Origin of the sequence: Rhodopila sp., from assembly GCF_965276935.1 — a bacterium.
Classification (GTDB): Bacteria; Pseudomonadota; Alphaproteobacteria; order Acetobacterales; family Acetobacteraceae; genus Rhodopila.
Genome location: NZ_CBDIBS010000001.1, coordinates 245,148 through 269,847, shown reverse-complemented (window position 1 = coordinate 269,847; position 24,700 = coordinate 245,148). Strand labels below are relative to the sequence as shown.

Below are 24,700 nucleotides of genomic sequence, written 5' to 3'. Positions count from 1 at the left end.
GCCTACCTGTCGATCTCGCCGAACACGACATCGAGCGACCCGACGATCGCGCTGACATCGGCCAGCATGTGGCGCTTCACCAGCACATCGGTCGCCTGCAGGAAGGCAAAGCCGGTCGACCTGATCTTGCAGCGATACGGCCGGTTGGTGCCGTCGGCGACAAGATAGACGCCGAACTCGCCTTTCGGACTTTCCACCGTGGTATAGGTGGCACCCGGGGGAACGTGATAGCCCTCGGTGAACAGCTTGAAATGATGGATCAGCGCTTCCATCGACCGCTTCATCTCGGTCCGCGCCGGCGGCGAGAACTTCCGGTCCTGCACCTTGACCGGCCCCGGCGGCAGCTTCGCCAGTGCCTGCTGGATGATCCGCACGCTCTCCCGCATCTCGGCGACGCGCACCAGATAGCGGTCGTAGCAGTCGCCGTTGCGGCCGACCGGGATCTGGAATTCCACCTCGGCGTACTTGTCATAGGGCTGCGACCGGCGCAGGTCCCACGGCACGCCGGAGGCACGCAGCGGCGGCCCGCTGAATCCCCAGGCCAGCGCGTCCTCGGCGGTGATGACGCCGATATCGACCGTGCGCTGCTTCCAGATGCGGTTCTTGGTCAGCAGATGCTCCAGGTCGTCGATGAACCTCGGGAAGGTCTCGGCCCAGGCGGCGATCTGATCGGTCAGCCCAGCGGGCAGGTCCTTCGCCACCCCACCCGGCCGGAAGTAGTTCGCATGCAAACGAGCACCGGAGGCCGCTTCATAAAACTCCATCAGCTTCTCACGCTCCTCGAACCCCCACAGGCTCGGCGTGATGGCGCCAACATCCAGCGCATACGTCGTCACGTTCAGCAGATGGTTCAGCACGCGGGTGATCTCGGCGAACAGCACGCGGATCCATTGCCCGCGGTCCGGCACGGTGATGCCGAGAAGCTTCTCGACGGCCAGCGCGAAGGCGTGCTCCTCACACATCGGCGACACGTAGTCGAGCCGGTCGAAATACGGCACCGCCTGCATGTAGGTCTTGTATTCGATCAGCTTCTCGGTGCCGCGATGCAGCAGGCCGATGTGCGGATCGGCGCGTTCGACAACCTCGCCGTCCAGTTCCAGGATCAGCCGCAGCACGCCATGCGCGGCGGGATGCTGCGGACCAAAGTTGATCGAGTGGCTGTCGATCTCGACCAGCTTGGCCGACGGCTTGACGTCGATCGAGACGGGTTCAGTCATGATGGCTCAGCCTTTCGCCTGTTCGGCGCGTTCGGTGAAGACCTTCTCGTCACCCGGCAGCGTGGTCACGGCTTCCCAGGGGGACAGGAAGTCGAAGCTGCGGAAATCCTGCGTCAGCTTGACGGGTTCATAGATCACCGCCTTGCGGTCCTCGTCGTAGCGGACCTCGACATAGCCGGTCAGCGGAAAATCCTTGCGCAACGGATGCCCTTCAAAGCCGTAGTCGGTCAGGATGCGCCGCAGGTCGGGCTGGCCGGAAAACACGATGCCGAACAGATCCCAGGCCTCGCGCTCCCACCAAGTGGCGACCGGCCAGACGGTGTGGACCGAGGGAACCGGCTTGTCCGCGCTGGTCACGGCAATCACCCGCAAACGGTGGTTCAGCGAGACCGACAGCAAATTGTATACCACGTCGAAGCGCTCTGCCCGATCCGGCCAATCCACACCGCAAAGGTCCATCATCTGCTCAAAGGCGAACCGGGGGTCGTCGCGCAAGGTGATCATCACCTCCAGCAACGATTCCCGTTCGACATGCACCACCAGCTCGCCGCCCTCGATCCGGTAGCCGACGATGCCGGGGATCGGAGTCACGGTCTGGCCAAGCACTTCCAGGGCGGACGGCGGAGCCGCCTCGGACGGGGTTTCATCAGCCACGGAGAATGGTTCCTGTCCGGCGGATCTTCTTCTGCAACTGCATGATGCCGTACACCAGCCCTTCGGCCGAGGGCGGACAGCCTGGCACGTAAACGTCCACCGGCACCACGCGATCGCACCCGCGCACCACCGAATAGGAATAGTGATAATAGCCGCCGCCGTTGGCACAACTTCCCATGCTGATGACCCAGCGCGGCTCCGGCATTTGGTCGTAGACCTTGCGCAGGGCCGGCGCCATCTTGTTGGTCAGCGTGCCAGCGACGATCATCACGTCGCTCTGCCGCGGTGACGCGCGCGGGATGACGCCAAGCCGATCCAGATCGTAGCGCGGCATGTAGGCATGAATCATCTCCACCGCACAGCAGGCCAGCCCGAAGGTCATCGGCCACAGGCTGCCGGTGCGCGCCCAGTTGACCACCTTGTCCAGGTTGGCGACCAGGAAGCCCTTGTCGGCTATCTCGCCCGTGATGCCCTGGATGACGGCATCCTGCTCCGGCCCTGGCGGCAGATGATCCCGGTTCCAGGCCAGCACCGTCGGGTCGCTGACGGTCGGGTCACTCAAGGTTGCATCACTCATATCCCGCTACTCCCAATCAAGCGCGCCTTTGGACCATTCATATATGAAGCCCACGGTCAGCACGCCAAGGAACCCCATCATCGACAAGAAGCCGAATGCGCCTATGTGCTTGAGCGAAATTGCCCAGGGGAACAGGAACGCAACCTCGAGGTCGAAAATGATGAACAGGATGGCAACGAGGTAGTAGCGCACGTCAAACCGGCGGCGGGCGTCGTCAAACGGCTCGAACCCGCACTCATAGGCGGACAGTTTTTCCGCATACGGCTTCTGATGCGCGACAAGCAACGAACCGCCCACCATCGCGGTGGCAATGACCCCAGCAATCACCAGGAACACCAGGATCGGCAGATAGCCAAACAGGATTGGCTGCATGACAGCTCCCAACAAGGTCTCATGACACTGATCGCCCTATGGCGCCGACTGGGCGCCATCGGCGCCAGCCCATCCAATACCGCGGTGCAGCAAGCCCGGACAATAGACCCATCCGACCATGCCCGCCATATAGGGGGACGGCCAGGAATTTGCCTATGCGCAAGGCGAAGAAAACATGAATAAATGGAAGGGCTGCCGCTGGCGCGAGTGACGGGGCTCGAACCCGCGACCTCCGGCGTGACAGGCCGGCGCTCTAACCAACTGAGCTACACCCGCAGCGACAGGGCGCAGCGTTTAGGCCGCGTGGCTGGAGGCGTCAAGGGTGTTGAGCGGCGGGTACTGGATCAGTTTGAGCGCGCGAGTTGATAGGCATAGCCAGGTCCGTGGGCACAGTGCATCTCATACATAGCAGCGCATACGCTTGCCCGGCAGGATATCGTAGGGCGCGGCCCAGCTCGGCAGCGCTCGAATGCGGCCCAGCCACGCACCGATAGCGGGATGACTAGCGTCCAAATCGTACCCGCTCTCGTGCTTCGGAAATGCCAGATATCCTGTCATCGACAAGTCGGCGACCGTTGGTTTGTCGCCCACGATGAAGCGCTGTTCTTTCAGGCTGCTTTCCAGGATGTTCAGGAAATCGTCGGTTCGCGCCTTCATGAAATCCAACACATGCCTGTCCGGGTTTTCCGTGAACGCACGGCGGTAGCGGTAAGCCGCCATGAAGCCACTCAGTTTCTGATTGTCCCAGAAAAGCCAACGCAGGATTTCGAACCTTTCCGTCTCATCAGTGCCCTGGAAGCGGCCGAACTTGTCGGCCAACCGCAGGAGTATCGGTGCGGTCTGTGTCAAGCTCACGCCGTCCTCGACGAGAACCGGTATTTCACCCATGGGATTGACGCTGCGACGCCACCCCTCTGTCCAGGTTATCCCACTGCCGAAGTCAGTCCAGACAGGCTCAAACGCCTGCCCGCAGAGGGTTAGCATAAGCGCCAGTTTGTAACTGTTACCCGACTCCGGGAAATAGTGAAGCTTATAGTCTGACATCCTGCCCGCTCCATGAACCCGATCCAAGTTCGACCTCCCGCTTTGCATATGTCCCAGATTTGCTGGGCCCAAGCGGAAGGGCAGACCGGTGGGCGGTGACGGATTCGAACCGCCGGCCCTCTCGGTGTAAACGAGACGCTCTACCGCTGAGCTAACCGCCCCCCAATGGATCATACCTCACGGCCCGTTCCGGGACCGCTCTGGCAGCCACGCCACCAGGCGGCAAACCTAATCCGGCGAACCCTCTCAGCCAGCTTCCATCAGCCAGCTCTCATCAGCTAGCCAATGTGATTGTCGCGCCCGGGCGACCAGTTCAGCTAGACCGCGCCGACAGAATCCTTCAGCCCCTTGCCGGGCTTGAAGCGGACCGTCGTCGATTCCGGGATTTCCATCTCTTCCCCGGTCCGCGGATTACGGCCGGTGCTGGCCTTGCGGATCGCCGCCGCGAACGTGCCAAAGCCTACAAGCCGAACCTCCTCCTTCTTCTTCAGCGCGTCGGCGATCGCGTTGAACACGGCATCGACGACTTCACCGGTCTTGATCCGTGAAAGCTCGGTTCCGTCGGCAACGGCCGCGATGAGATCCATCTTGTTCACAGCGTTTCCCTCTCATGTCCATGGTCACGACTCGAAGCTGAGGGCTGGCAGCCCGTCAAAGCGGGCGGACACTACTGGCGGCGTTTCCGCGCCGTCAATGCTTTGCGCTCCGGATAACCAAGGAAAACGGCCCGCCAGCGTCAGCCGGCGGGCCGCTACAGCAATCATCAGGCTTGCCAGACGCCGTCAGTGTGGCAGCGACGCCGGCGCCTGGTGAGGGGCCGGAGCAGGCACCGGCGGCTCCGGCGGCTCCTCCCACTCGATCGCCTCCGGCCGACGCGCCAGCGCCTGGGCGATGACCTCATCGACATCGGCAACCGGAATCAGCTTCAGCAGCTTCTTGACGTTGTCCGGGATCTCCGCCAGGTCCTTCTCGTTCTCCTTGGGAATGAACACCGTCGTGATCCCGGCCCGCAGGGCCGCCAGCAGCTTCTCCTTCAGGCCGCCGATCGGTAGCACCCGGCCGCGCAGGGTGATCTCACCCGTCATCGCCACGTCCCGCCGCACCGGGATGCCGGTCAGCACCGACACGATGGAGGTTGCCATCGCCACGCCCGCCGAGGGGCCATCCTTCGGGGTCGCCCCCTCCGGCACGTGCACATGGATATCGCGCCGTTCAAACAGCGTCGGCTTGATGCCGAACTTGGTCGAGCGGCTGCGCACGTAGCTCAGCGCGGCGGAAACGCTTTCCTGCATCACGTCGCCCAGCTTGCCGGTGTGCTTGATGGTGCCCTTGCCGGGCAGCATCACCGACTCGATGGTCAGGATCTCGCCGCCGACCTCGGTCCAGGCCAGGCCGGTCACCACGCCGACCATATCCTCGGCCTCGGTCTCGCCGTAGCGATGCTTCTTGATGCCGGCGTACTTCTCCAGGTTCTTGCGGGTGATCGCCACCTTCGCGGTCTTCTTGGTGACGATCTCCTTGACCGTCTTGCGGGCCAGGTTGGCGATCTCCCGCTCCAGGTTCCGCACCCCGGCTTCACGCGTGTAATAGCGGATCAGGTCGCGCAAGGCGTCTTCCGACAGGCTCCACTCCTCTTTCTTCAGGCCGTGCGCCTCGGATTGCTTGGAAAGCAGGTGCCGCTTGGCGATCTCGACCTTCTCATCCTCGGTGTAGCCGGGGATGCGGATGATCTCCATTCGGTCGAGCAGCGGCTGCGGCATGCGCAGGCTGTTGGCCGTGGTGACGAACATCACGTCCGACAGGTCGTAGTCCACTTCCAGGTAGTGGTCGGCGAAGGTGGAATTCTGCTCGGGGTCCAGCACCTCAAGCAAGGCCGAGGACGGATCGCCGCGCCAGTCGGAGCCCAGCTTGTCCACCTCATCCAGCAGGAACAGCGGATTGGAGGTCTTCGCCTTCTTCATGCCCTGGATGACCTTGCCGGGCATCGAGCCGATATAGGTCCGCCGGTGGCCGCGGACCTCGGCTTCATCCCGGACGCCGCCCAGCGACATCCGCACGAAGTTGCGCCCCGTTGCCTTGGCGATGGACTTGCCCAACGACGTCTTGCCCACGCCGGGTGGTCCGACCAGGCACAGAATCGGGCCGCGCACCTTCGGGCTGCGCGCCTGCACCGCCAGGTACTCGATGATCCGTTCCTTGACCTTCTCCAGCCCGTAGTGATCGGATTCCAGGACCTTCTCGGCTTCCACCACGTCGTTGCGGATCTTGCTGCGCTTCTTCCAGGGGATCGACAGCATCCAGTCGAGGTAGTTGCGCACCACCGTCGCCTCGGCGCTCATCGGACTCATGGTGCGCAGCTTCTTCAGTTCAGCGACCGACTTTTCCCGAGCTTCCTTGCTGAACTTGGTCTTCTTGATGCGCGCTTCCAGCTCGGCGTTCTCGTCCTTGCCGTCCTCGCCTTCGCCCAGTTCCTTCTGGATCGCCTTCAGTTGCTCGTTCAGGTAGTATTCGCGCTGGGTCTTCTCCATCTGCCGCTTGACCCGGTTGCGGATGCGCTTTTCCACCTGAAGCACGCCGATTTCCGACTCCATGTGGCCGAACACGCGTTCCAGCCGTTCATTGATGCGGGCGATCTCCAGCAGGTCCTGCTTTTCCGGGATCTTCAGGTTCAGGTGGCTGGCGACGGTATCGGCCAGCTTCGACGGCTCCTCGATCTGGTTCAGCGAAACCAGCACCTCGGGCGCGATCTTCTTGTTCAGCTTGATGTACTGCTCGAACTGCGACACCACGGTGCGGCCTAGCGCTTCCAGATCCTTCTTGTCGCCGCCCACGTCGGGCATCGGCGTGGTCACCGCCTCGAAGAATGCCTCGGTCTCCCTGAAACTGGCGATCCTGGCACGGCGTCCACCCTCGACCAGCACCTTCACCGTGCCATCGGGCAGCTTCAGCAATTGCAGGATCGTCGAGACGGTCCCGACGCGGTAGATGTCCTCCACCGAGGGATCGTCCTGCGAGGCGTTCTTCTGAGCGACCAGCAGGATCTGCTTGTCGTCCTTCATCACCGCTTCCAGCGCACGTACCGACTTCTCCCGGCCGACGAACAGCGGGACGATCATATGCGGGAAGACCACGATGTCGCGTAGCGGCAGCACCGCCATCAGGTCACCTTGCGGCTGCGTCTGCGGCTTGTCGGAGCCAGCGGACCGCTCGCCCGCCGGCTTGTTCTGTTCAGGAGCCGGCTTGTTCTGTTCAGGCGCCGGCTTGTTCTGTTCCGTCATGTTTGACCTCCTCAAGGACAGTCAGCATCCTCCACCCGGCAACGGCACGGAGGATACTTTCATCGGCTCCGTCAGAGACATCGGCTCTGTCAGAGACCGTTCCGTGGGATATAGCCGCCGAACGAGTTGCCGCAAGTCCTTGAAATTCGTGATCACGCCGCCGCGAGACCTGTCCATCTCCCGACGTGGCGCGTCAGGCGCTGCTCTCGGCTCGTTCCTTGCCATACAAATACAATGGGTTAGAGCGTGATTCGGCGACTTCCCGGTTGATCACCACTTCCTCCACCCCGTCCAGACCGGGCAGGTCGAACATGGTGGACAACAAAATCTGTTCCATGATCGAACGCAGGCCGCGCGCGCCGGTCTTGCGGGCGATGGCACGCGTGGCAACGGATTTCAGCGCGTCGTCGGTAAACGAGAGCTTCACGCCTTCCATCTCGAACAGCCGGCCATACTGCTTCACCAGCGCGTTCTTCGGCTTGGTGAGAATCTCCATCAATGCGTCTTCGTCCAGATCCTCCAGGGTCGCCACCACCGGCAGGCGTCCGATGAACTCCGGGATCAGGCCGAACTTGAGCAGATCCTCCGGCTCGACCTCGCGCAGGATGGCACCCATCCGGCGTTCGTCCTGCGACCGTACCTCGGCGCCGTAGCCAATGCCCGACCCCTTGCCGCGCGCGCCGATGATGCGCTCGAGGCCGGAAAACGCGCCGCCACAGATGAACAGGATGTTGGTCGTGTCGACCTGCAGGAATTCCTGCTGCGGATGCTTGCGCCCGCCCTGTGGCGGGACCGAGGCAACCGTGCCTTCCATGATCTTCAGCAGCGCCTGCTGTACGCCTTCCCCCGACACGTCGCGGGTGATCGACGGATTGTCCGACTTGCGCGAGATCTTGTCGACCTCGTCAATATAGACAATGCCGCGCTGCGCCCGCTCAACATTGTAGTCAGCCGATTGCAGCAGCTTGAGAATGATGTTCTCGACATCCTCACCGACATAGCCGGCCTCGGTCAATGTCGTGGCGTCGGCCATGGTGAACGGCACATCCAGGATGCGCGCCAGCGTCTGCGCCAGCAGCGTCTTGCCCGATCCCGTGGGACCAACCAGCAGGATGTTGGATTTGGCGATCTCGACGTCGTTGTTCTTCTGGCCATGCGCCAGCCGCTTATAGTGATTGTGCACCGCCACCGACAGCACCCGCTTGGCATGGCTCTGGCCGATCACGTAGTCATCCAGCACCTTGCAGATCTCCCGCGGGGTCGGCACACCATCGCGAGACTTCACCAGGTGGGTCTTGTGCTCCTCACGGATGATATCCATGCAGAGTTCGACGCATTCGTCGCAGATGAAGACCGTCGGGCCGGCGATGAGCTTGCGGACCTCGTGCTGCGACTTGCCGCAGAACGAGCAATAGAGGGTATTTTTCGAATCGCCGGACTTGCTCATGCGTACTCCTCCCCCGGACATAGGGGCACAATAGGGGAGCATAACCCCCGCCACGCGGCCAGGACAAGAACCGTCGACTGACGGCGCCTGAAAGTGACCGCGACTATACGGTGAATGCTGGCCATCAGACCATACAAAATACCAGATGACGGGTGCTGGCACGGCATGACGGCCGCACCGAACCAGTCAGACCGTCACCCGCCGGTTATTCAGGATTTGCTGGTGTCGTCGCTTGCCGCCATCGGGCGACTTTCCACCACCTCGTCAACCAGGCCGAAGTCGCGGCTTTCCTCCGCCGACATGTAGCTGTCGCGTTCCAGCTTGCGCTCGATCGCCTCGATCGGCTGGCCGGTGTGGCGCACGTAGATTTCGTTCAGCCGCTTGCGCAGCGTCAGAATTTCCCGGGCCTGGATTTCGATGTCGGTCGCCTGGCCCTGGGCGCCGCCGGACGGCTGGTGCACCATCACGCGCGCGTTCGGCAACGCATACCGCTTGCCCTTGGCGCCGGCGGTCAGCAAAAGACTGCCCATCGAGGCCGCCTGGCCGATGCACACCGTGCTGATCGGGCTGCGGACATATTGCATGGTGTCGTAGATTGCCAGACCAGCCGAAACGACGCCGCCTGGACTGTTGATATAAAAGGAAATATCCTTGTTCGGGTTTTCCGACTCAAGGAACAGAAGCTGGGCGCAAATCAGCGCGCTGACCTGGTCATAGACCGCGCCGGTCAGGAAGATGATCCGCTCCTTGAGCAGGCGGGAGTAGATATCGAACGCCCGCTCGCCCCTGGCGGTCTGTTCAACCACCATCGGCACCAGGGCATTGGCATAGACTTCGACAGGGCTGCGGTCCGGCATTATGATCACCTGAACTAACAAGAGTAGGAAAAGAACAACCTATAGCTAGATGCGCCGGCACGAAAGTCCAGCCACCCGGCCAAGCGGCCGGTCGCCCGCTTGTTCAGGTCCCAGAGTCTGAAACCCCAGAATCTGAAGGTCCGGGGTCTGAAGTCCCAGGGCCGGAAACCAAGGCGTCTGGAGCCAACGGCGCCGGCGTGCCGGTATCCTCCTCGGCCAGTTGCTCCGGGGTGACAAGCTGATCCGTCACGCTGGCAAGTTCAAGCACGAAATCAACCACCTTGTCTTCCATGATGGGTGCGCGGATGCTGCTCGTGAGCTGCGGGTATTTCCGGTAGAGTTCAAGCATCTGCATTTCCTGCCCCTGGAACTGCATCGCCTGGGCATAGATCGCGCGGTTGAGTTCCTGCTCGGAAACCGTGATGGCGTTCACCGCGGCGATCTCGCCCAGCAGCAGACCCAGCCGCACGCGGCGTTCGGCAATGGCCCGGTATTCCGACTTCAGCGTGTCGTCGTCCTTGCTCTTGTCCGCCTCGTCCTGCGTGCCGTCCTCGCGGGCCTTCTCGAACTGCTGCCAGATCTGGGCGGACTCCTCGTCCACCATGGAAGCCGGCACCGGGAAATCCGCCAGGCCGGTCAGCGCATCCAGCAGCACCTTCTTCAGCCGCAGGCGAGACATCTGATCAAGGTCCTGCTGCTGGCGGGTGACCACGAGCTCACGCAGGGCGGCCAGGCTGTCGGTGCCGAGCTGCTTGGCCAGTTCGTCATCCAGCGCTGGGATCACCTGGCGGCTGATCTGCTTGACGGTGATCTCGAACGACGCCAGCTTGCCCGCGAGTTCAGCCTTGCCGTAATCGGCGGGAAAGGTGACGGCGATGGTCTTGACCTCGTCCGGCCTGGCGCCGGCAAGCTGTTCGGCGAAACCCGGTATGAACCCCTCGCCACCGATTTCCACCTCGGTATCGGTTCCGCTGCCGCCCTCGAACGGTACGTCATCGATCTTGCCCAGGTAGTCGATCGTCACGACGTCCCCGATCGCCGCCCCGTCGCCGCGCGCCTGTAGCTCCTCGGCGGTGATCGGCGCCAGGCTCCGGTTGCTCTTGGCGACCCTTTCAAGCGTGCGATCGACCATCTCCGACGTCACCTCAGCCTTGAACCGCGTCAGAGCGAGCGTGCTGAAGTCCGGCATGACGATGGTCGGCAGCAATTCCATCTCGACGCTAAATTCCAGGCTGGTGCCCGGCGCGGTCGGATTCTCGGTCACCAGCGCCACTTTCGGCTGCCGCGCCGGGCGCAGGCCGCGTTCGGCCAGAACCGTCTGCATCGCGTCATTGACGGATTGATCGACGACTTCGGCGGAGACGGCGGTGCCGTAGCGTTGCTTGACAATCGTCAGCGGCACCTTGCCGGGTCGGAACCCCGGCAAATTCAGCGTCTTGCCAAGGTCCACCAGCCGAGCATTCCGGCGGGAGTCCAGGTTTTCCGCGGGAAGCACTACGGTGTAGCCACGCTTCAGCCCGTCGGAGAGCGTCTCGGTCACCTGCATTGTCCGGCCAATCCTATCAAATCAGTCTGCACAAGCCGCCTGGGCGGCGCTAAATCCAACCGCCGCGCGCGGCGGTTCCTCGCCCCCTACGGGGCGACCGACCCCGGCTTCCCGCGGCAGGGTGGTGCGGGCGGAGGGACTTGAACCCCCACGGCTTTCGCCACCAGAACCTAAATCTGGCGTGTCTACCAATTTCACCACGCCCGCGATGAACCATCCGGGTCCGCCCGGCAAGGCACGCCAGGCCGAGCCCATCGCCGGTCGGCACGAAGCGGGCGCTTTACCGCAGGCTTCGCGGGACGACAAGCAACAAGCCGTCGCCATCCACCGCTGGCGGGGAGAACGGCTGCAAGGCCCGCCGCAACGCAGACATCCCCACCGGGCGCATTCCCCGACCGGCGCATTCCCCGACGGGCGCATTCCCCGACCGGCGCATCCACTATCGAGAACCGAACGATTTGAGGGAACGTCTGAAGAACCGCAAGCCGCAAACGATCATACCTCCAGCGAAACTGCTTTGAATTCAGCCACTGCCTGCCTCATTGCATGGCACCCATGCAAAATCGGCTTTGACGGGAGCTTAAGGGAATGCAAATCTACTCATCAGTAATGTTGATGCGCATTGATCGTGGTTTAAAGCATCAGTTCGAGGTTAGCCGGCGATCCGCCATATTTGAGGAAAGGTCTACACGATGGGGACAGCCAAGAATGGTAACGGGGCATCTCAGCCGAAATCGAAGGCGAGCCCGGACCTGTCTGGTGCGTTTCCAGAGACCAGTTCGAAAGACTATAATATAGCCGCTGTCGACCGTACGCTTGATCTGCTGGAAGCGCTGGCGCGCCTCGGCCCCGCATCGCTGGCCGCGCTGGCTGAGTCGGCGGGGTGCACCCGCACCGCGGCGTTCCGTCTGCTACGGACCTTGCAGTCACGCGGTTTCGCCATTCAGGACGAAGCCCGCGGCCTGTGGCGCCTTGGGGCGCGATGGAGCGTGCTAGGACGCGCCGCAACCGAGCAAGGCGCGCTGGCGGCGACCGCCATGCCGTTTCTCGCCTCACTGGGCAAAGCCACCGGAGAGAACGTTTATCTTCGGGTGCGCGACGGGATGGAAAGCGAGACGGTGGCGATCTACCAGACTGATCCCGCCATCCGGATGTACTCGGAGGTTGGCAAGCGCGGCCCGCTGCACGCCGGCAGCAGCCGCGTGCTGCTCGCCTTCGCGCCGGAGGCGGTTCAGACGCAATTGCTCGCCCAGCGCCTGAACCGCATTACCCCGGCGACGCGCATCGATCCGACGTGGATTGCCGCGGACTTGCAACGCATCCGCGCACGTGGCTACCTGATTACCTCGGATGAGGTCGTCCCAGGGTCCGTGAGCATCGCCTGTCCCATCCGTGACGCGGCCGGTGCGGTCGTCGCGGTGCTGGATATCGACTCGCCCTCGATGCGTATGCGCCCGCCCCGCCCGCGGGCGCTTCTGCCGCAGGTGATGGAGGCGGCGGTCAGGCTTTCGGAAGCCTTGGGTGCGGTTGGCAAACCCGTTCAGGATGGTCTGATCCACGACGAAACCACGTCCAGCGGCTGGCACATGGCGGGCAGCATGATCAACCTCGCTCGACCGCACTCGATCTTTCGCTAAGCGTTGTCGGACATGCACCGACCGGTGCGGCTGTGCGTCATCGCGGCAAGCATCCGCGACGGCCGCATCCGGCGATGGTGTCAATGCGGTTGCCGCGCGGCTCGGTCCCGTGAACGTTTCGCCGGAGCCAATTGGTAAGGAAGCTGATATAGCAAGCGTCAACGATTCCATGTCCGGCGCCTGATCAATGCTTCGTCGCTTTTTTGCCTACTATCGGCCGCACCGCCGGCTGTTCGCGGTCGACTTCGGCTGCGCTGTCCTCTCGGGCCTGCTCGAGCTTGCCTTTCCCCTCGCCGTCAGCATCTTCGTCGATCGGCTGCTGCCCGGTCGCGATTGGGGGCTGATCGCCGCCGCGGCTAGCGGCCTCGCCGCGCTTTATCTGCTCAATACCGGGCTTATCGCCATCGTCACCTACTGGGGCCACGTACTCGGCATCGGCATCGAGACGGAGATGCGCCGCAAGGCCTTCGATCACCTCCAGCGGTTGTCGTTTGCCTTCTACGACGAGCAGAAGACCGGCCACCTGATCGCCCGCGTCACCAAGGACCTCGAGGACGTGGGAGAGGTCGCCCACCACGGGCCGGAGGATCTGTTCATCGCCCTGATGACGTTCGCCGGTGCCTTTGGCCTGATGTACGCCATCAACGCCAGGCTGGCCCTGCTGACCACCCTTGTCGTCCCGGTCATCATGTTCCTGGCGACCCGCTTCGGCAGCCGCATGACGCAGAACTTCCGCGCCATCTTCGCCGGCATCGGCGCCTTCAACGCCCGCGTGGAGGAGAACATCGGCGGCATGCGCGTTGTCCAGGCTTTCGCCAACGAGGCGCACGAGCGGGCGCTGTTCGCCCGCGACAACGAGGACTACCGGCGGGTCAAGCTGCAGGGCTACCGGATCATGGCCCAGAGCACGGCGCTGAGCTACCTGTCGATGCGCGCGACACAGATGATCGTCATGATCGCGGGGACCTGGTTCGTGCTGCACGGCGCGCTGTCGCCCGGCGGCTTCGTCGGCTTCCTGCTGCTGGTCGGCGTGTTCTTCCGGCCGGTCGAGAAGATCAACGCCGTCCTCGAAACCTATCCGAAGGGGATGGCGGGCTTTCGCCGTTACTGCGAACTGATCGATACCGCGCCAACGCTGGTCGATGCACCGGATGCCGTCGCGGCGCCACCGCTGCGCGGCGACATCGCCTATGAGGATGTCACCTTCGGCTACTCGCCGGCGCATCGGGTGCTGCGTGATGTCCGCCTGCGGATCGCGGCGGGTGAGACAGTTGCCTTCGTCGGACCGTCCGGCGCCGGAAAGACGACGCTGTGCGCCATGCTGCCGCGCTTTTACGATGTCGATGCCGGGCGGATCACCATCGACGGGATCGATGTCCGGTCGATGACGCTGCATTCGCTGCGGCGGCAGATCGGCGTCGTGCAGCAGGACGTCTTCCTGTTCGGCGGCACGGTGCGGGACAACATCGCCTATGGCCGCCTCGGTGCCACCGAGGCCGAAATCCACCAGGCGGCACGCCGTGCTCGGCTTGAGGCGACAATCGCCCGCATGCCGGACGGGTTCGGCACGCTGATCGGCGAGCGCGGCGTGAAGCTGTCCGGCGGGCAGAAGCAGCGTCTGGCAATCGCCCGCATGTTCCTGAAGAACCCGCCGATCCTGATCCTGGACGAGGCGACCAGCGCGCTGGATACGGAAACCGAGCGGGCGATCCAGCAGTCGCTGGCCGAATTGGCTGTCGGCCGCACCACCTTGGTGATCGCGCACCGCCTGGCCACCATTCGCGACGCCGACAGGATCGTGGTGGTCGACGAGCGCGGTGTCGTCGAGCAGGGCCGTCATGGCGACCTGCTCGCCGCCGGAGGAACCTACCGCCGGCTGCACGACGCGCAGTTTGGAAGGTAAGAGTTGTAGAAACAATCAGCTATCTCCGGTCGATGTGTTGTTGACTCATACTTTCTTCCAGAAGAAAAGCGTGTCCTGCGCGTTGCCCTCGGCGTCGAGCGCGAAACCGGGAATGCGGCCGGCTTCATGCCAGCTCGCCGCACGGTAAAGCGCTTCGCCGGCGCTCCCTGCCCATGTGTCTAACGTCAAGAGGGTTCGTCCGGCGGCGCGGGCGTGCATTTCGACCTGGTGCATCATCTCGCGGCCGAGGCCCGACCTGCGAGCCACGGGATGCACCAGCAGTTTCTGCACCTCCGCCCGGTGCGGCTGATTTTCCGGCGTGTCGAGATCGAGCGCGACCGTGCCCACCAGCACGCCGCGACGCCATCCTGCCAGCAGCAAGCGTTGCCCGATGGCCACCTGCGTGCTGACACGCCTGTAGAACGCCCGCGCCTTGCCGGGATCGAGCGGCGGCAGGAAGGAAACCGAGGCGCCGTCCGCCACGCAGGCAATCAGGATGTCGGACAAGCGCCGTTCGGCGGATGTGGCCGAGGCCGCATCCAGCGCCTCGATCCCGTCGACCGGCTTCGCGTAGCCGAATTCCAGCGACGCGGACAGGTCGTGCAGCACCCGAATTCCGCCGTGACGGATATAGGACCGCTTTTCGTAAAAGGCATGCGCCCGCTGGAAACGGGTATCGGTCCATAGCACGAAACGCCGAGCGCCGTGGCGGAGAGCATGGCCTTCGGCGGTGTCCAGGAGTTCATGGGCAAGGCGGCTGCCATGCAGCGTAGGATCGACATAGACGCGGCAGGTTTCCCAAACGTCCTCGCCAAGCGGGCGGGTGGCGATCATGCCGACAACACGGTGCCCGCGTTGCGCAACCCATAGGGCGCCTTGGTAATAGGCTGCAAGCGCATGAAGTTCCGGCATTTCCCGGTCCACGTCCATCCGCAGGCCCGGATATACGGCCCAGCACGCCGCGATCAGCGCGATCAGCGCCGGACCGTCGCTGTCCCGTCCGAGGCGGATTGACCAGGTGGACTCTTGATCGTCGCCTGCCACGTTCATGTTAAAACATGAAGTTCAGGGCGTTGGCGCATCCGGTGCTCCCCCGGTCTCAGGACGGCCGCATGGATCCGATTTACCTCGCGCGCGGCAGTAGCGATGTGCCTCATTCTGGCGTTGGAGCGGTTTACGATCAGGCCGCTCCCAGTCGTCATGGTCCGAACCACCTTTGCGCCAACGGCTGGGGGCAGATGGCCGGGACACGCCCGGCCTTGACGAATTTGAGCGGCCTCGGCGGATGGCAGAGATACGCTCGGCCTTGACGAATTTGAGCGACCTCGGCGGGTGGCCGGAACCTGCCCGGCGATGACGACCTGGAGCGACCTGATCGGAAGCCACTCTGACGGCCTGGACCGCGCTCTACCGCAGGCCTGCGCAGAAAGTTTGGATGCGCTGGAGGCCTTCCCGCAGGTCATCGTCGGCGGTGGCGGTGCTGATCCGAAGATAGGGGCTCATGTGGTAGGCCGCACCATGCACGGTGGCGACGTAATGCTCTTCCAGCAGCGCCAGGCAGACATCCTCGTCGCTGTTCAACATGCGCCCGCCGGTGGTGGTCTTGCCCAGGCAGCCGGCGACGTTGGGAAAGACGTAGAACGCGCCCTCCGGCTTGTGGCAGGTGATGCCTTTCGTGTCGTTCAGCATCGCCACTGCCAGGTCGCGGCGGCGCTGGTAGGCCTTGATCTGCACGTCCACGCCATCTTGCGGGCCATCCAGGGCCGCCGCCGCCGCTGCCTGCCCAACGGTTGAGGTGCCGGCCGTGGCCTGACCCTGCATCACCGTCATCGCCTTGATCAGCGGCTTCGGGCCGCCAGCGAAGCCGATCCGCCAGCCGGTCATGGCGTAGGTCTTCGAGACCCCCGACAACGTCAGCGTCCGCGCCTTCAGGTCGGGCGCGACCTCGGCGAAGGTGGCGTGATGGAAACCATCGAACACCAGATGCTCATACATGTCGTCCGACATCACCCAGACATGCGGATGCCTCCGCATGACGGCGGCAATCGCCTGTATTTCCTCCGCCGAACAGCAGGCACCGGTCGGATTGTTGGGATTGTTCAGAATCAGCCATTTGGTGCGCGGTGTGATGGCGGCGTCGATATCCTCGGCACGCGGCTTGAAGCCGTTGTTCTGAGGACAGCTTACCAGCACCGGCACACCCTCGCACAACTGGGTCATCTGGGCGTAGGCGATCCAGGACGGGACCGGGATGACAACCTCATCGCCAGCGTTAACAGTGGCCATGATCGCATTGAAAATACACTGCTTTCCGCCGTTGGAGACGGCGATTTCATCCAGCGCGTAGTGCAGCCCCGAATCGCGTTTGAACTTGCGCTGGATAGCCTCCTTCAGCGCCCGTGTGCCATCCTGTGGCGGATACTTGGTATCGCCACGTAATGTGGCCTGATGCGCCGCCTCGATCGCATGCGGCGGGCTGTCGAAGTTCGGCTCCCCGGTCGTCAGCGTGACAACCGGCTTGCCGGCGGCCTTGAGTTCCCGCGCCTTGATCGACATCTGCACGCTGGCGGCAAGCTGGACCCGGCCGAACCGCTGGGAGAATCCAGGCGCGGCGGCCGTTTGCTGGGACATCAGTGCAGACCTTCGCAGAAGCGCCGGATGCGGCTGCAGGCCTCCTGCAACTCCTCGGTCGCGTTGGCGTAGCTGATGCGGACGTAGCCGGGATAACAGAAGGCGGCGCCGTGGACGGTGGCGACGCCTGCCTCATCCAGCAGGGCCAGTGCGAATGCCTCATCGTCCTTGATCAGCTTGCCGCCGGCGCTTGTCTTGCCGATGCAGCCGTGGATCGACGGATAGACGTAGAAGGCTCCATCCGGATTGGTGCAGTTCATCCCCGGCGCCTGGTTCAGCAGCCCGACGACCAGGTCACGCCGCTGCTCGAACACCCGGCGCATCGTCTCCACCGTCTCCTGCTGGCCGGTCAGCGCCTCGATCGCGGCGGCCTGGGCGATGGAGTTGGGGTTGGAGGTGGACTGGCTCTGCAGCTTGTCCATCGCCTTGATCAGCGCGACAGGGCCGCCGGCGAAGCCGATGCGCCAGCCGGTCATCGCGTAGGCCTTGGAAACGCCGTGCACCGTCAGGGTGCGGTCCTGCAGCTTCGGCTCCACCGCGACGATGGTGCTCGGCTTGAACCCGGCATAGGCCAGGCTGTCATAGATGTCGTCGGTCAGCACCCAGACATGCGGGTGACGCAGCAGCACATCGCAGATCGGCCGCAGGTCGTCGGCGCTGTAGCCCGCGCCGGTCGGGTTGCAGGGGTTGTTGAGCATGAACCAGCGGGTGTTCGGGGTGATCGCCGCTTCCAGATCCTCCGCCCGCAGCTTGAAGCCGTTGTTCTGGCCGCAGGGGACCAGCACCGGCTTGCCATCGGCCAGGGTGACGATGTCGGGATAGCTGACCCAGCAGGGACTGGGGATGATGACCTCATCGCCGGCGTTCAGGGTGGCGAGCATGGCGTTGAACAGCACCTGCTTGGCGCCGGTAGAGATGATGATCTCCTCCGGCTTGTATTCGATGCCGCTGTCGCGGGCGAATTTTTGGGCGACGGCGCGGCGCAGCGCCGGGGTGCCGGACACGTCGGTGTATTTCGTCTCGCCGTTCTCCAGCGCGCGGATCGCGGCGTCCTTGACGTTGCGCGGCGTATCGAAGTCCGGCTCGCCCTGCGACAGACTGATGACGTTCTTGCCCTCGGCGATCATGCGGCGCGCCACGGTGGAGATCGCGATGGTCAGGCTGGGCTGGATGCGGTCGAGACGTTCGGCGGTAAGCGACATGACAGGTTCCCAACGGGACTTGAAGGCGGATGGAAAGCGCGGAAAGCTATCGAAGCCGGGACCGTGCGGCAACCTGGGGATTTCCGCCGCGATGCGGGGCTGCCCCGCCACGGATGCATCGGCCGCCCGGCTTGCCCGTTGGCGTCGCTCGCCGCAGACTGTTCCGGCATCACCAGGGAGAGAAACACGATGCTTTACGAATTACGGATTTATGAGGCCGTGCCAGGTCGCCTGCCCGACCTGAACAAGCGGTTTTCCACCATCACGCTGAAGATCTGGGAAAAGCACGGCATCAAGCAGGCCGGCTTCTGGACCACGGTGATCGGCGAATCGAACATGACGCTGTACTACATGCTCGCCTGGGAATCGCTGGCTGACCGCGAGACCAAGTGGAACGCCTTCCAGGTGGACCCCGACTGGACGGCGGCCCGCGCCAAGACCGAGGAGAATGGTCCGCTCGTGGCGAACGTAAAGAATTTCATCCTTGGCCCGACGCCCTACTCGGCCGTGCAGTAATCGAACGGTAGTCCACTAAAACCGGTTCCCGGCCCGCCGACGGCCTGCACCTGGATCGGACCTGGGTCAGATCGAGCGGACCAGCGTACCGATCCGTGTTCGGGGCCTTACCTTATCGGATCGGATGGCGGTGCAGCGAACCTCGGCGACGGCGTGGGTGTGCCTGACAGCAACACGTTGGCGCTGCTGCTGAGCGCCGCGGCCTGCACCACGGCCTCCGCACGCTGGTGCGGCGACAGATCATCGAGTTCGGCGGTGAATTCCGCCGCCACCTCCGCCATCGCCGTAGCGAAGACGGCGCGGTAACGCTCCTCCGCGGTCATGGCGGGGATCGGCGCGGGGGACGGGATCGGGGTCAGCATCGTAGCAGGGATCGGCGCGGGTGTCGGTTGGGCAACTGGGGTGGACGGCGGTGCCGGATGCCGCTCGGCCACCGGCACCGGCGGCGCGCCCGGGATGGCTTGTGCGGCCTGGTCTGAAGCCGCCTGGCGGGCCTTGGCTTCGGCGACGCGCTGCTGGGTCTGTGCCAGATCGGCCAGCACCTGCGCCTCGTAGCGCGCCTGATCGGCGTCCGGCGGCAGGTCGCCCCAGGCCGCGGCGGTTGGCTGGCTCCCTTGGCAATGCCCCATGCCGGCACAGTCCATGGCGGCCAAGCGGCTGGTTTGCAGAGCGCGGCGGTTTTGTTCGGCGGAGCGGTTCAGCGCGTTGGCGTTGCAGCGCCAGCGCAGCATCATCAGCGGCGGCGTGTCATCGGCCATGGACAGGGCGAGCGAGCCCAGCGCGGCGAGGCCGAAGCCGATGATCCGCGCGATGGTGAGCAGTTCCATCGGGTCGCGCGCGCTATAGCTGTTCACCGTCTCCAGCGCCGCCATGCGGGCGAAGGTGAGGTCGCCGCCGCTGTCGATCAGGAACATCGGCGTCAGCAGGGTGACGACGAGGTTCAGCAGGATGTCCATCGGGCGAACCGGCGGTGTGGTTCCGGTCGCGGGTTGGGTGCGGGTGGTGGTCTCGGTCATGGCGGCTGGTTCCGGATGGGTCCTGTGGGTTCTACCTCAGGTTGTGGGGGTGATCAAGAAATATTTCCCAATCCGACATCAGACGAAGCATGTTCCTTATCATAAGGTTAACACATCAGGTTAGCTGAATGCTGTTTCAGGATTGTTATCCAATTGTTTAAGAACATCGCCCTAACCAACCTGAGCTTTCACAACGGCACCCATGTAGCGGCCTCATGTGAGCGCCCACTGCTGGCCGAACGGGCATGACTATCTTTATGGTGGACGCTCTGGCGCCATCGAAACGCAGGCAGCGAGGCCTTGCCCTGTTACCTTCAACTATCGCAGAGGATCTTCCCCAGGGTTGGCACGATGCCATCCTTCGGTGCTCGTTGGGGGGTGCCTCGAGTAGCCAACATACAAATGGACATTTCGACCTATTGCCGTCGTCCCTTTTGTACGTTTGCGATCAGATACATCGTTGAGCGGCTATCGGCTGCGTCGCTCCAATCCCTTTTAGGGGTTTCGGCGATTACAGTCCGCGTCGTGCCAGCTCTGCCGCAACTCGACGAAGCCTCTGGCGTCGGACCCTGTCGCTGCTTGATACGCTTGTTCGTGGCGGCGATACCGAACCCGGCGCCGCTGACCTGGCGTAGATTGATCCAAGGCGTTGCGCGCATTAGATGGATGAGCAGGCACTCGATCACCTTATAGCTGTTCACCCAACCCAAGCATTCGCGGCCCTCGGGTCAGGCCACGCCGCAATGCCCGCGAGGGCAATTCCACCAGCACCTCGTCGTCGGCATCGACGAGATCGGGATTGAATGCCATGTCAGTGGCCGAGCAGGCGCCACAGGACGCCTGCCGTCAGCGCAAGGTTGACACTAAGCATGGCTTGCACGAGTCGTACGCTGGATGTCAGCTCGACCAGCTTTACGTCAGCGCCGGCAAAGCGGTCCTTGAACTCCGCCAGTTCTTCCGCGGCCTTGTCGGCCTTGTCCGCAGGCACGTTAGCCGCGAGGAAGGCGTCCCGCACAGCACCCAATTGTAACGCCATAGTCTGAACTTCCACAGTAAGACCTAGGTAATATAACCTAGTAGTCGAACTCTCGTGAAAACAGTCCGCTCATCAGCATTCTTGCTAATCTAGATAGCAGAACGCCAGAGGAGGAACAAGCTGTGCCGGAAAATGCCAATTCATAACGATCAAGATAAATCGGCTCTTGCTAACTTCATGTTCGTGCCATTGCTCTCTGTTCCGCTCATGACGTGTAATCAGGAACATCGACCCGCGAGACCGGAACTTTGCCAACAAGGCCAGCGCGTGCCCAATCCGGAAGGCCGCATTATCTATCGGCGGCGCGACCCCCTCAGGGTCATCGGCAAGGCCAGCCTCCGGCACCTATGGACGCGCTCTGAACGACATGCTGCACTGCAATGAATGACAGGGAGCATCGCCATGCCCGCGATCGACGGCGCCCGCCTTCTCCGCGACCTCTATGCGATGCGTAAGATCGGCGAGTACAAGACCGGCGTGCACCGCCCGACGTTCTCGCCGCGGGATGTCGAATCCCGGCACTGGCTCGCCGCGCGCCTGAGCGAAGCTGGACTGGACACGTCGATCGACGGCATTGGCAACGTCCATGGCCGCGATCCGACGCCAGGCCGCAAGCTGCTGCTGGGCAGCCATGTCGAGACGCAGAATCATGCCGGCTGGCTGGACGGCGCGCTGGGCGTGATTTATGGGCTGGAGGCCGCGCGCACCCTGGGCCGGGGCATTGATGTCGCCGCCTGGGCCGATGAGGAAGGGCATTTTGGCTCGTTCATCGGCAGCCGGTCGTTCTGCGGCCTGCTGACCGAGGCGGAGATCGACGCCTGCGCCAACCGCGAAACCGGCATCGCGCTGCGCGATGCGCTGCGTCAGGCCGGTTTTTCCGACCGGCCGCGGCAGACGATGGACCGGGGCCGCTACCGCGGCTACCTGGAAGCCCATATCGAGCAAGGCAACGAACTGGAAGGCCGCCACCTGCGCCTGGGCATCGTCACCGCGATCGTCGGCAGCCGGCGCTACCGGATTGCCTTCAAGGGCGTGCAGAACCATGCCGGCACCACGCGGATGTCGGTGCGCAAGGACGCCGGCGTCGCGCTGGTGAAACTCGTCGCCGGCATCGAGCAGCGGTTTCCGGCGGTTGCCGGCCCGCGCACGGTCTGGACCACCGGAGACATCAAGCTGCACCCAGGCGCGCCCAGCATCGTGCCGGGCGACGCGGAACTGGTGTTCCAGTTCCGCGACACCGACCCGGCGATCCTGGACACGCTGGAGGCAAGCTTGAACGAGCTGCTGGCTGAAGCCGCGCGCGGCCCGTGCGAGGTGAGCGTCATGCAGCGCGGCACGACCGATCCCAGCGCGATGGACCCGGCATTTCAATCCGCGCTGACCGCCGCCGCGCAGCATCACGCGCCAAACCTGCACCAGCCAATGCCCTCCGGCGCCGGGCATGACGCGCAGATCCTGGCTCGCCGTTTGCCCTCGGCGATGCTGTTCGTTCCCAGCATCGGCGGCATCAGTCACCACTACGCCGAGAACACCGACGACGCGGACATCGTGCTTGGCTGCCAGGTGTTCGCCGACGCGGCCGCGTCGATTCTGGCGGCGGAATGACCTTGGGGTTGCGGCGGCCGCGACGTCCAACCACGCCCTCACGGTCTCTTGCACGGCTGGGGGCGACAATGTTAGTGCGCGGGCTTTCTCAGGGACTGACGCATGGCATCGACCTACGAAACCGTGGCGGGGATCATCTCCGACACCTGCGACATCGAGCGCGACAAGATCACGCCGGACAGCCATGCCATCAACGACCTCGGGATCGACAGCCTGGACTTCCTTGACGTCGCCTTCGCCATCGACAAGGCCTTCGGCATCAAGATGCCGCTGGAGCAGTGGATGCAGGAAGTGAACGACGGCAAGGTCTCCACCGACGAGTACTTCGTTCTGAAGAACCTGTGCGGCAACATCGACAAGCTCGTCGCGGCGAAGCCCGCTTGATCTATCGCGGCGAAGCCCGCTTGATAGATCGCGGCGAAGCCCGCCTGGGACGCATGGCATCGCACGCCGACGCGGCGGCCTGATGCGGCTGGAATACTTCCAGATGGTCGATCGGATCACCCGCCTGGACCTGGAGTCCCGGCTGATCGCCGCGTCCTGCCAGGTGCCCGACCAGTCGCCGGTGTTCGAGGGTCATTTTCCCGGCCATCCGATCCTGCCCGGCACGCTGATGATCGAGACGATGGCGCAGACCGGCGGCTGGCTGATCCTGGCGATGCTGCGGTTCACCCGGATGCCGTTCCTGATGCAGGTGGAAAAGGCCAAGATGCGGTGCTTCGTGCCGCCCGGCCAGTTGCTGACGTCGGAGGTCAGCCTGCTGCATGATGGCTCCGGCTACGCCGTGGTGAAGGGCTCGATCAGCACGCGGGACGGCGCCCTTGGGGACCGGAAAGTGGCCGACGCCGAGGTTCGCTACGGCGTCGTGCCGTTCCCGAACGACAGAATGCGGGACGTCATGCTGCAAGCCGCCCGCCGCGTCGGCGTGCCGGAGAGCCTGCTTGATGCCGCATGATCGCGATGCCCTGATCACCGGCATCGGGCTGGTATCCTGCCTCGGCACCGGCGTGCAGGCGCACTGGGATGCGCTGGACGATCCGGCCGGGTTCAGGCCCGTGGTGGATACGCGGACGTTCGCGCCGTTCATGGTGCACCCGATGGCGCCGCTCGACCTCGACGCGCAGATCCCCAAGCGCGGCGACCAGCGGCAGATGGAGGCCTGGCAGCGCATCGGCGTGTTCGCCGCCGGCCTAGCGCTGCAGTCCGCCGGCATCAAGGGCGACGCCGGCTTGCTGCGGCGGATGGACATGATCGTCGCGGCCGGCGGCGGCGAGCGCGATTACGCAGTGGACGAGGCGATGCTGTCGGGCCAGCCGAAGGCCGCCGACCCAGGCGCCTACCTGAACGAGCATCTGCTGAGTGACCTGCGGCCGACGCTGTTCCTGGCGCAACTGTCCAACCTGCTGGCCGGCAACGTTTCCATCGTGCATGGCGTGACCGGCTCATCGCGCACCTTCATGGGCGAGGAAGCCGCCGGCGCGGACGCGGTTCGCATCGCCTGCGCGCGCATCGCCGCGGGGCAAGGCGACGTCACGCTGGTGGGGGGTTCCTATAACGCGCAGCGGCCCGACATGATGCTGCTTTATGAACTAGGCGGGGTGCAGTCCCGGCCGCCGTTCGCCGGCGTCTGGGCGCGTCAGGCAACCGGCGGCGGGATGGTGCTGGGCTCGATCGGCTGTTTCCTGGTGCTGGAAAGCCGAACCCATGCGGCGCAGCGTGGGGCGGCGGCGATCGCGCATGTCGCGGCGATCCAGACCGGCCGGTGCCGGCGTGGACCGGGAGAGGCCACCGCCAACGCCAGGCGTCAACTCGCGGGCATGGCGGCGGATCACCATCCGGCCGGCTGCGCGGTGATCTCCGGCGCCAGTGGCGTGGCCGGACCGACCGTGGAAGAAAACGCCTTCCTGACCAGCCTCGGCCTGCCGGTACGGGGCACCGCGACGGCGCTGGGACATGGCCCGGAGCCTTCGTTTCCCGCCAGCCTGGCGCTGGCGGCGCTGGCGGTGCAACGGGGCAGGCTGTTCACGCCGCTGGAAGCGGCGGAGCGGGCGATGCCGGGGCCGCTGAAGCAGGCGCTGGTGACATCCTGGGGCCATTGGCGCGGCGAGGCGCTGGCGCTGGTCACCCCGGCATGAAGCGTTCGCCGTAGCTTCGTCCAAAGG

General features: G+C 64.1%; 22 protein-coding genes, 3 tRNA genes and 1 pseudogene. 7 read left to right on the top strand and 19 right to left on the bottom strand.

The genetic code is table 11. The annotated features are described in order from the left end of the window. Window positions 1-2: 2 nt before the first annotated feature. From ACQY4S_RS01235 to ACQY4S_RS01175, 13 genes and pseudogenes are all read right to left on the bottom strand, one after another. Window positions 3-1,217, bottom strand: coding sequence for an NADH-quinone oxidoreductase subunit D (locus ACQY4S_RS01235; RefSeq protein ID WP_428483351.1), 1,215 nt, complete (start codon window positions 1,215-1,217; stop codon window positions 3-5). Window positions 1,218-1,223: 6 nt separating this feature from the next. Then, on the bottom strand, window positions 1,224-1,871 hold the full coding sequence (locus ACQY4S_RS01230) for an NADH-quinone oxidoreductase subunit C (RefSeq protein ID WP_428483350.1): 648 nt from the start codon (window positions 1,869-1,871) through the stop codon (window positions 1,224-1,226). Next, window positions 1,864-2,448, bottom strand: a complete 585-nt coding sequence (locus ACQY4S_RS01225; protein WP_428483349.1) for a NuoB/complex I 20 kDa subunit family protein — start codon at window positions 2,446-2,448, stop codon at window positions 1,864-1,866. The genes ACQY4S_RS01230 and ACQY4S_RS01225 overlap by 8 nt, the downstream gene beginning before the upstream one ends. Window positions 2,449-2,454: 6 nt before the next feature. Further along, a complete protein-coding gene (locus ACQY4S_RS01220) occupies window positions 2,455-2,820 on the bottom strand; it encodes an NADH-quinone oxidoreductase subunit A (protein WP_428483348.1) in 366 nt (121 codons plus the stop codon). Between the two features lie 199 nt (window positions 2,821-3,019). Continuing rightward, window positions 3,020-3,096 (bottom strand) — tRNA-Asp (locus ACQY4S_RS01215). Window positions 3,097-3,219: 123 nt separating this feature from the next. After that, the gene (locus ACQY4S_RS01210) at window positions 3,220-3,864 is read right to left on the bottom strand and encodes a glutathione S-transferase family protein (RefSeq protein ID WP_428483347.1); all 645 of its coding nucleotides are present in this window, start codon (window positions 3,862-3,864) and stop codon (window positions 3,220-3,222) included. A gap of 89 nt (window positions 3,865-3,953) precedes the next feature. Continuing rightward, window positions 3,954-4,025, bottom strand: a tRNA-Val gene (locus ACQY4S_RS01205). A 156-nt stretch (window positions 4,026-4,181) separates the two neighbouring features. Continuing rightward, on the bottom strand, window positions 4,182-4,451 hold the full coding sequence (locus ACQY4S_RS01200) for an HU family DNA-binding protein (protein ID WP_428483346.1): 270 nt from the start codon (window positions 4,449-4,451) through the stop codon (window positions 4,182-4,184). Window positions 4,452-4,646: 195 nt separating this feature from the next. Continuing rightward, the gene (gene lon, locus ACQY4S_RS01195; RefSeq protein WP_428483721.1) at window positions 4,647-7,022 is read right to left on the bottom strand and encodes an endopeptidase La; all 2,376 of its coding nucleotides are present in this window, start codon (window positions 7,020-7,022) and stop codon (window positions 4,647-4,649) included. A 313-nt stretch (window positions 7,023-7,335) separates the two neighbouring features. After that, entirely contained in the window at window positions 7,336-8,589 is a 1,254-nt protein-coding gene (gene clpX / locus ACQY4S_RS01190) for an ATP-dependent Clp protease ATP-binding subunit ClpX (protein WP_428483345.1), read from the bottom strand. Window positions 8,590-8,798: 209 nt separating this feature from the next. Continuing rightward, complete coding sequence (gene clpP / locus ACQY4S_RS01185) at window positions 8,799-9,446, bottom strand: ATP-dependent Clp endopeptidase proteolytic subunit ClpP (protein WP_428483344.1); 648 nt, start codon at window positions 9,444-9,446, stop codon at window positions 8,799-8,801. A gap of 211 nt (window positions 9,447-9,657) precedes the next feature. Continuing rightward, window positions 9,658-10,992, bottom strand: a pseudogene (gene tig / locus ACQY4S_RS01180) (trigger factor); the annotation flags it as partial. A 122-nt stretch (window positions 10,993-11,114) separates the two neighbouring features. Continuing rightward, a tRNA-Leu gene (locus ACQY4S_RS01175) sits at window positions 11,115-11,199 on the bottom strand. 485 nt (window positions 11,200-11,684) lie between these two features. Between ACQY4S_RS01175 and ACQY4S_RS01170 the strand changes: the two genes are divergently transcribed. Further along, window positions 11,685-12,629 carry an IclR family transcriptional regulator gene (locus ACQY4S_RS01170; protein ID WP_428483343.1) on the top strand — a complete coding sequence of 315 codons (945 nt, stop codon included), beginning with the start codon at window positions 11,685-11,687 and terminating at the stop codon, window positions 12,627-12,629. Between the two features lie 187 nt (window positions 12,630-12,816). Then, entirely contained in the window at window positions 12,817-14,532 is a 1,716-nt protein-coding gene (locus ACQY4S_RS01165) for an ABC transporter ATP-binding protein (RefSeq protein WP_428483342.1), read from the top strand. A 45-nt stretch (window positions 14,533-14,577) separates the two neighbouring features. On the opposite strand, the gene ACQY4S_RS01160 is transcribed toward ACQY4S_RS01165, so the two are convergent. The 3 genes from ACQY4S_RS01160 to ACQY4S_RS01150 form a co-directional block, all read right to left on the bottom strand. Further along, the gene (locus tag ACQY4S_RS01160; RefSeq protein ID WP_428483341.1) at window positions 14,578-15,582 is read right to left on the bottom strand and encodes a GNAT family N-acetyltransferase; all 1,005 of its coding nucleotides are present in this window, start codon (window positions 15,580-15,582) and stop codon (window positions 14,578-14,580) included. Window positions 15,583-15,939: 357 nt separating this feature from the next. Beyond that, window positions 15,940-17,163, bottom strand: coding sequence for a pyridoxal phosphate-dependent aminotransferase (locus ACQY4S_RS01155; RefSeq protein WP_428483340.1), 1,224 nt, complete (start codon window positions 17,161-17,163; stop codon window positions 15,940-15,942). Next, window positions 17,163-18,365: a pyridoxal phosphate-dependent aminotransferase gene (locus ACQY4S_RS01150; RefSeq protein WP_428483339.1), complete on the bottom strand. Its 1,203-nt coding sequence runs from the start codon at window positions 18,363-18,365 to the stop codon at window positions 17,163-17,165. Before ACQY4S_RS01150 ends, ACQY4S_RS01155 begins: the two co-directional genes overlap by 1 nt. A 189-nt stretch (window positions 18,366-18,554) precedes the next feature. On the opposite strand from ACQY4S_RS01150, the gene ACQY4S_RS01145 reads away from it, so the two are divergent. Next, the gene (locus ACQY4S_RS01145; RefSeq protein ID WP_428483338.1) at window positions 18,555-18,881 is read left to right on the top strand and encodes an NIPSNAP family protein; all 327 of its coding nucleotides are present in this window, start codon (window positions 18,555-18,557) and stop codon (window positions 18,879-18,881) included. Window positions 18,882-18,988: 107 nt separating this feature from the next. On the opposite strand, the gene ACQY4S_RS01140 is transcribed toward ACQY4S_RS01145, so the two are convergent. From ACQY4S_RS01140 to ACQY4S_RS01130, 3 genes are all read right to left on the bottom strand, one after another. After that, a complete protein-coding gene (locus ACQY4S_RS01140; protein ID WP_428483337.1) occupies window positions 18,989-19,897 on the bottom strand; it encodes a hypothetical protein in 909 nt (302 codons plus the stop codon). A gap of 687 nt (window positions 19,898-20,584) precedes the next feature. Then, window positions 20,585-20,707, bottom strand: a complete 123-nt coding sequence (locus ACQY4S_RS01135) for a hypothetical protein (RefSeq protein WP_428483336.1) — start codon at window positions 20,705-20,707, stop codon at window positions 20,585-20,587. 1 nt (window position 20,708) lies between these two features. After that, the gene (locus tag ACQY4S_RS01130) at window positions 20,709-20,933 is read right to left on the bottom strand and encodes a hypothetical protein (protein ID WP_428483335.1); all 225 of its coding nucleotides are present in this window, start codon (window positions 20,931-20,933) and stop codon (window positions 20,709-20,711) included. A gap of 402 nt (window positions 20,934-21,335) precedes the next feature. Between ACQY4S_RS01130 and ACQY4S_RS01125 the strand changes: the two genes are divergently transcribed. The 4 genes from ACQY4S_RS01125 to ACQY4S_RS01110 all read left to right on the top strand — a co-directional run bounded on the left by ACQY4S_RS01125 (window position 21,336) and on the right by ACQY4S_RS01110 (window position 24,673). Further along, window positions 21,336-22,538 (top strand): hydantoinase/carbamoylase family amidase, encoded by a 1,203-nt coding sequence (locus tag ACQY4S_RS01125; RefSeq protein ID WP_428483334.1) that lies wholly within the window; start codon window positions 21,336-21,338, stop codon window positions 22,536-22,538. A 102-nt stretch (window positions 22,539-22,640) separates the two neighbouring features. Further along, on the top strand, window positions 22,641-22,922 hold the full coding sequence (locus ACQY4S_RS01120) for an acyl carrier protein (protein ID WP_428483333.1): 282 nt from the start codon (window positions 22,641-22,643) through the stop codon (window positions 22,920-22,922). A gap of 82 nt (window positions 22,923-23,004) precedes the next feature. After that, window positions 23,005-23,493 carry a 3-hydroxyacyl-ACP dehydratase FabZ family protein gene (locus tag ACQY4S_RS01115; RefSeq protein ID WP_428483331.1) on the top strand — a complete coding sequence of 163 codons (489 nt, stop codon included), beginning with the start codon at window positions 23,005-23,007 and terminating at the stop codon, window positions 23,491-23,493. After that, window positions 23,483-24,673 carry a beta-ketoacyl-ACP synthase gene (locus tag ACQY4S_RS01110; protein WP_428483330.1) on the top strand — a complete coding sequence of 397 codons (1,191 nt, stop codon included), beginning with the start codon at window positions 23,483-23,485 and terminating at the stop codon, window positions 24,671-24,673. Before ACQY4S_RS01115 ends, ACQY4S_RS01110 begins: the two co-directional genes overlap by 11 nt. Window positions 24,674-24,700 lie beyond the last annotated feature (27 nt).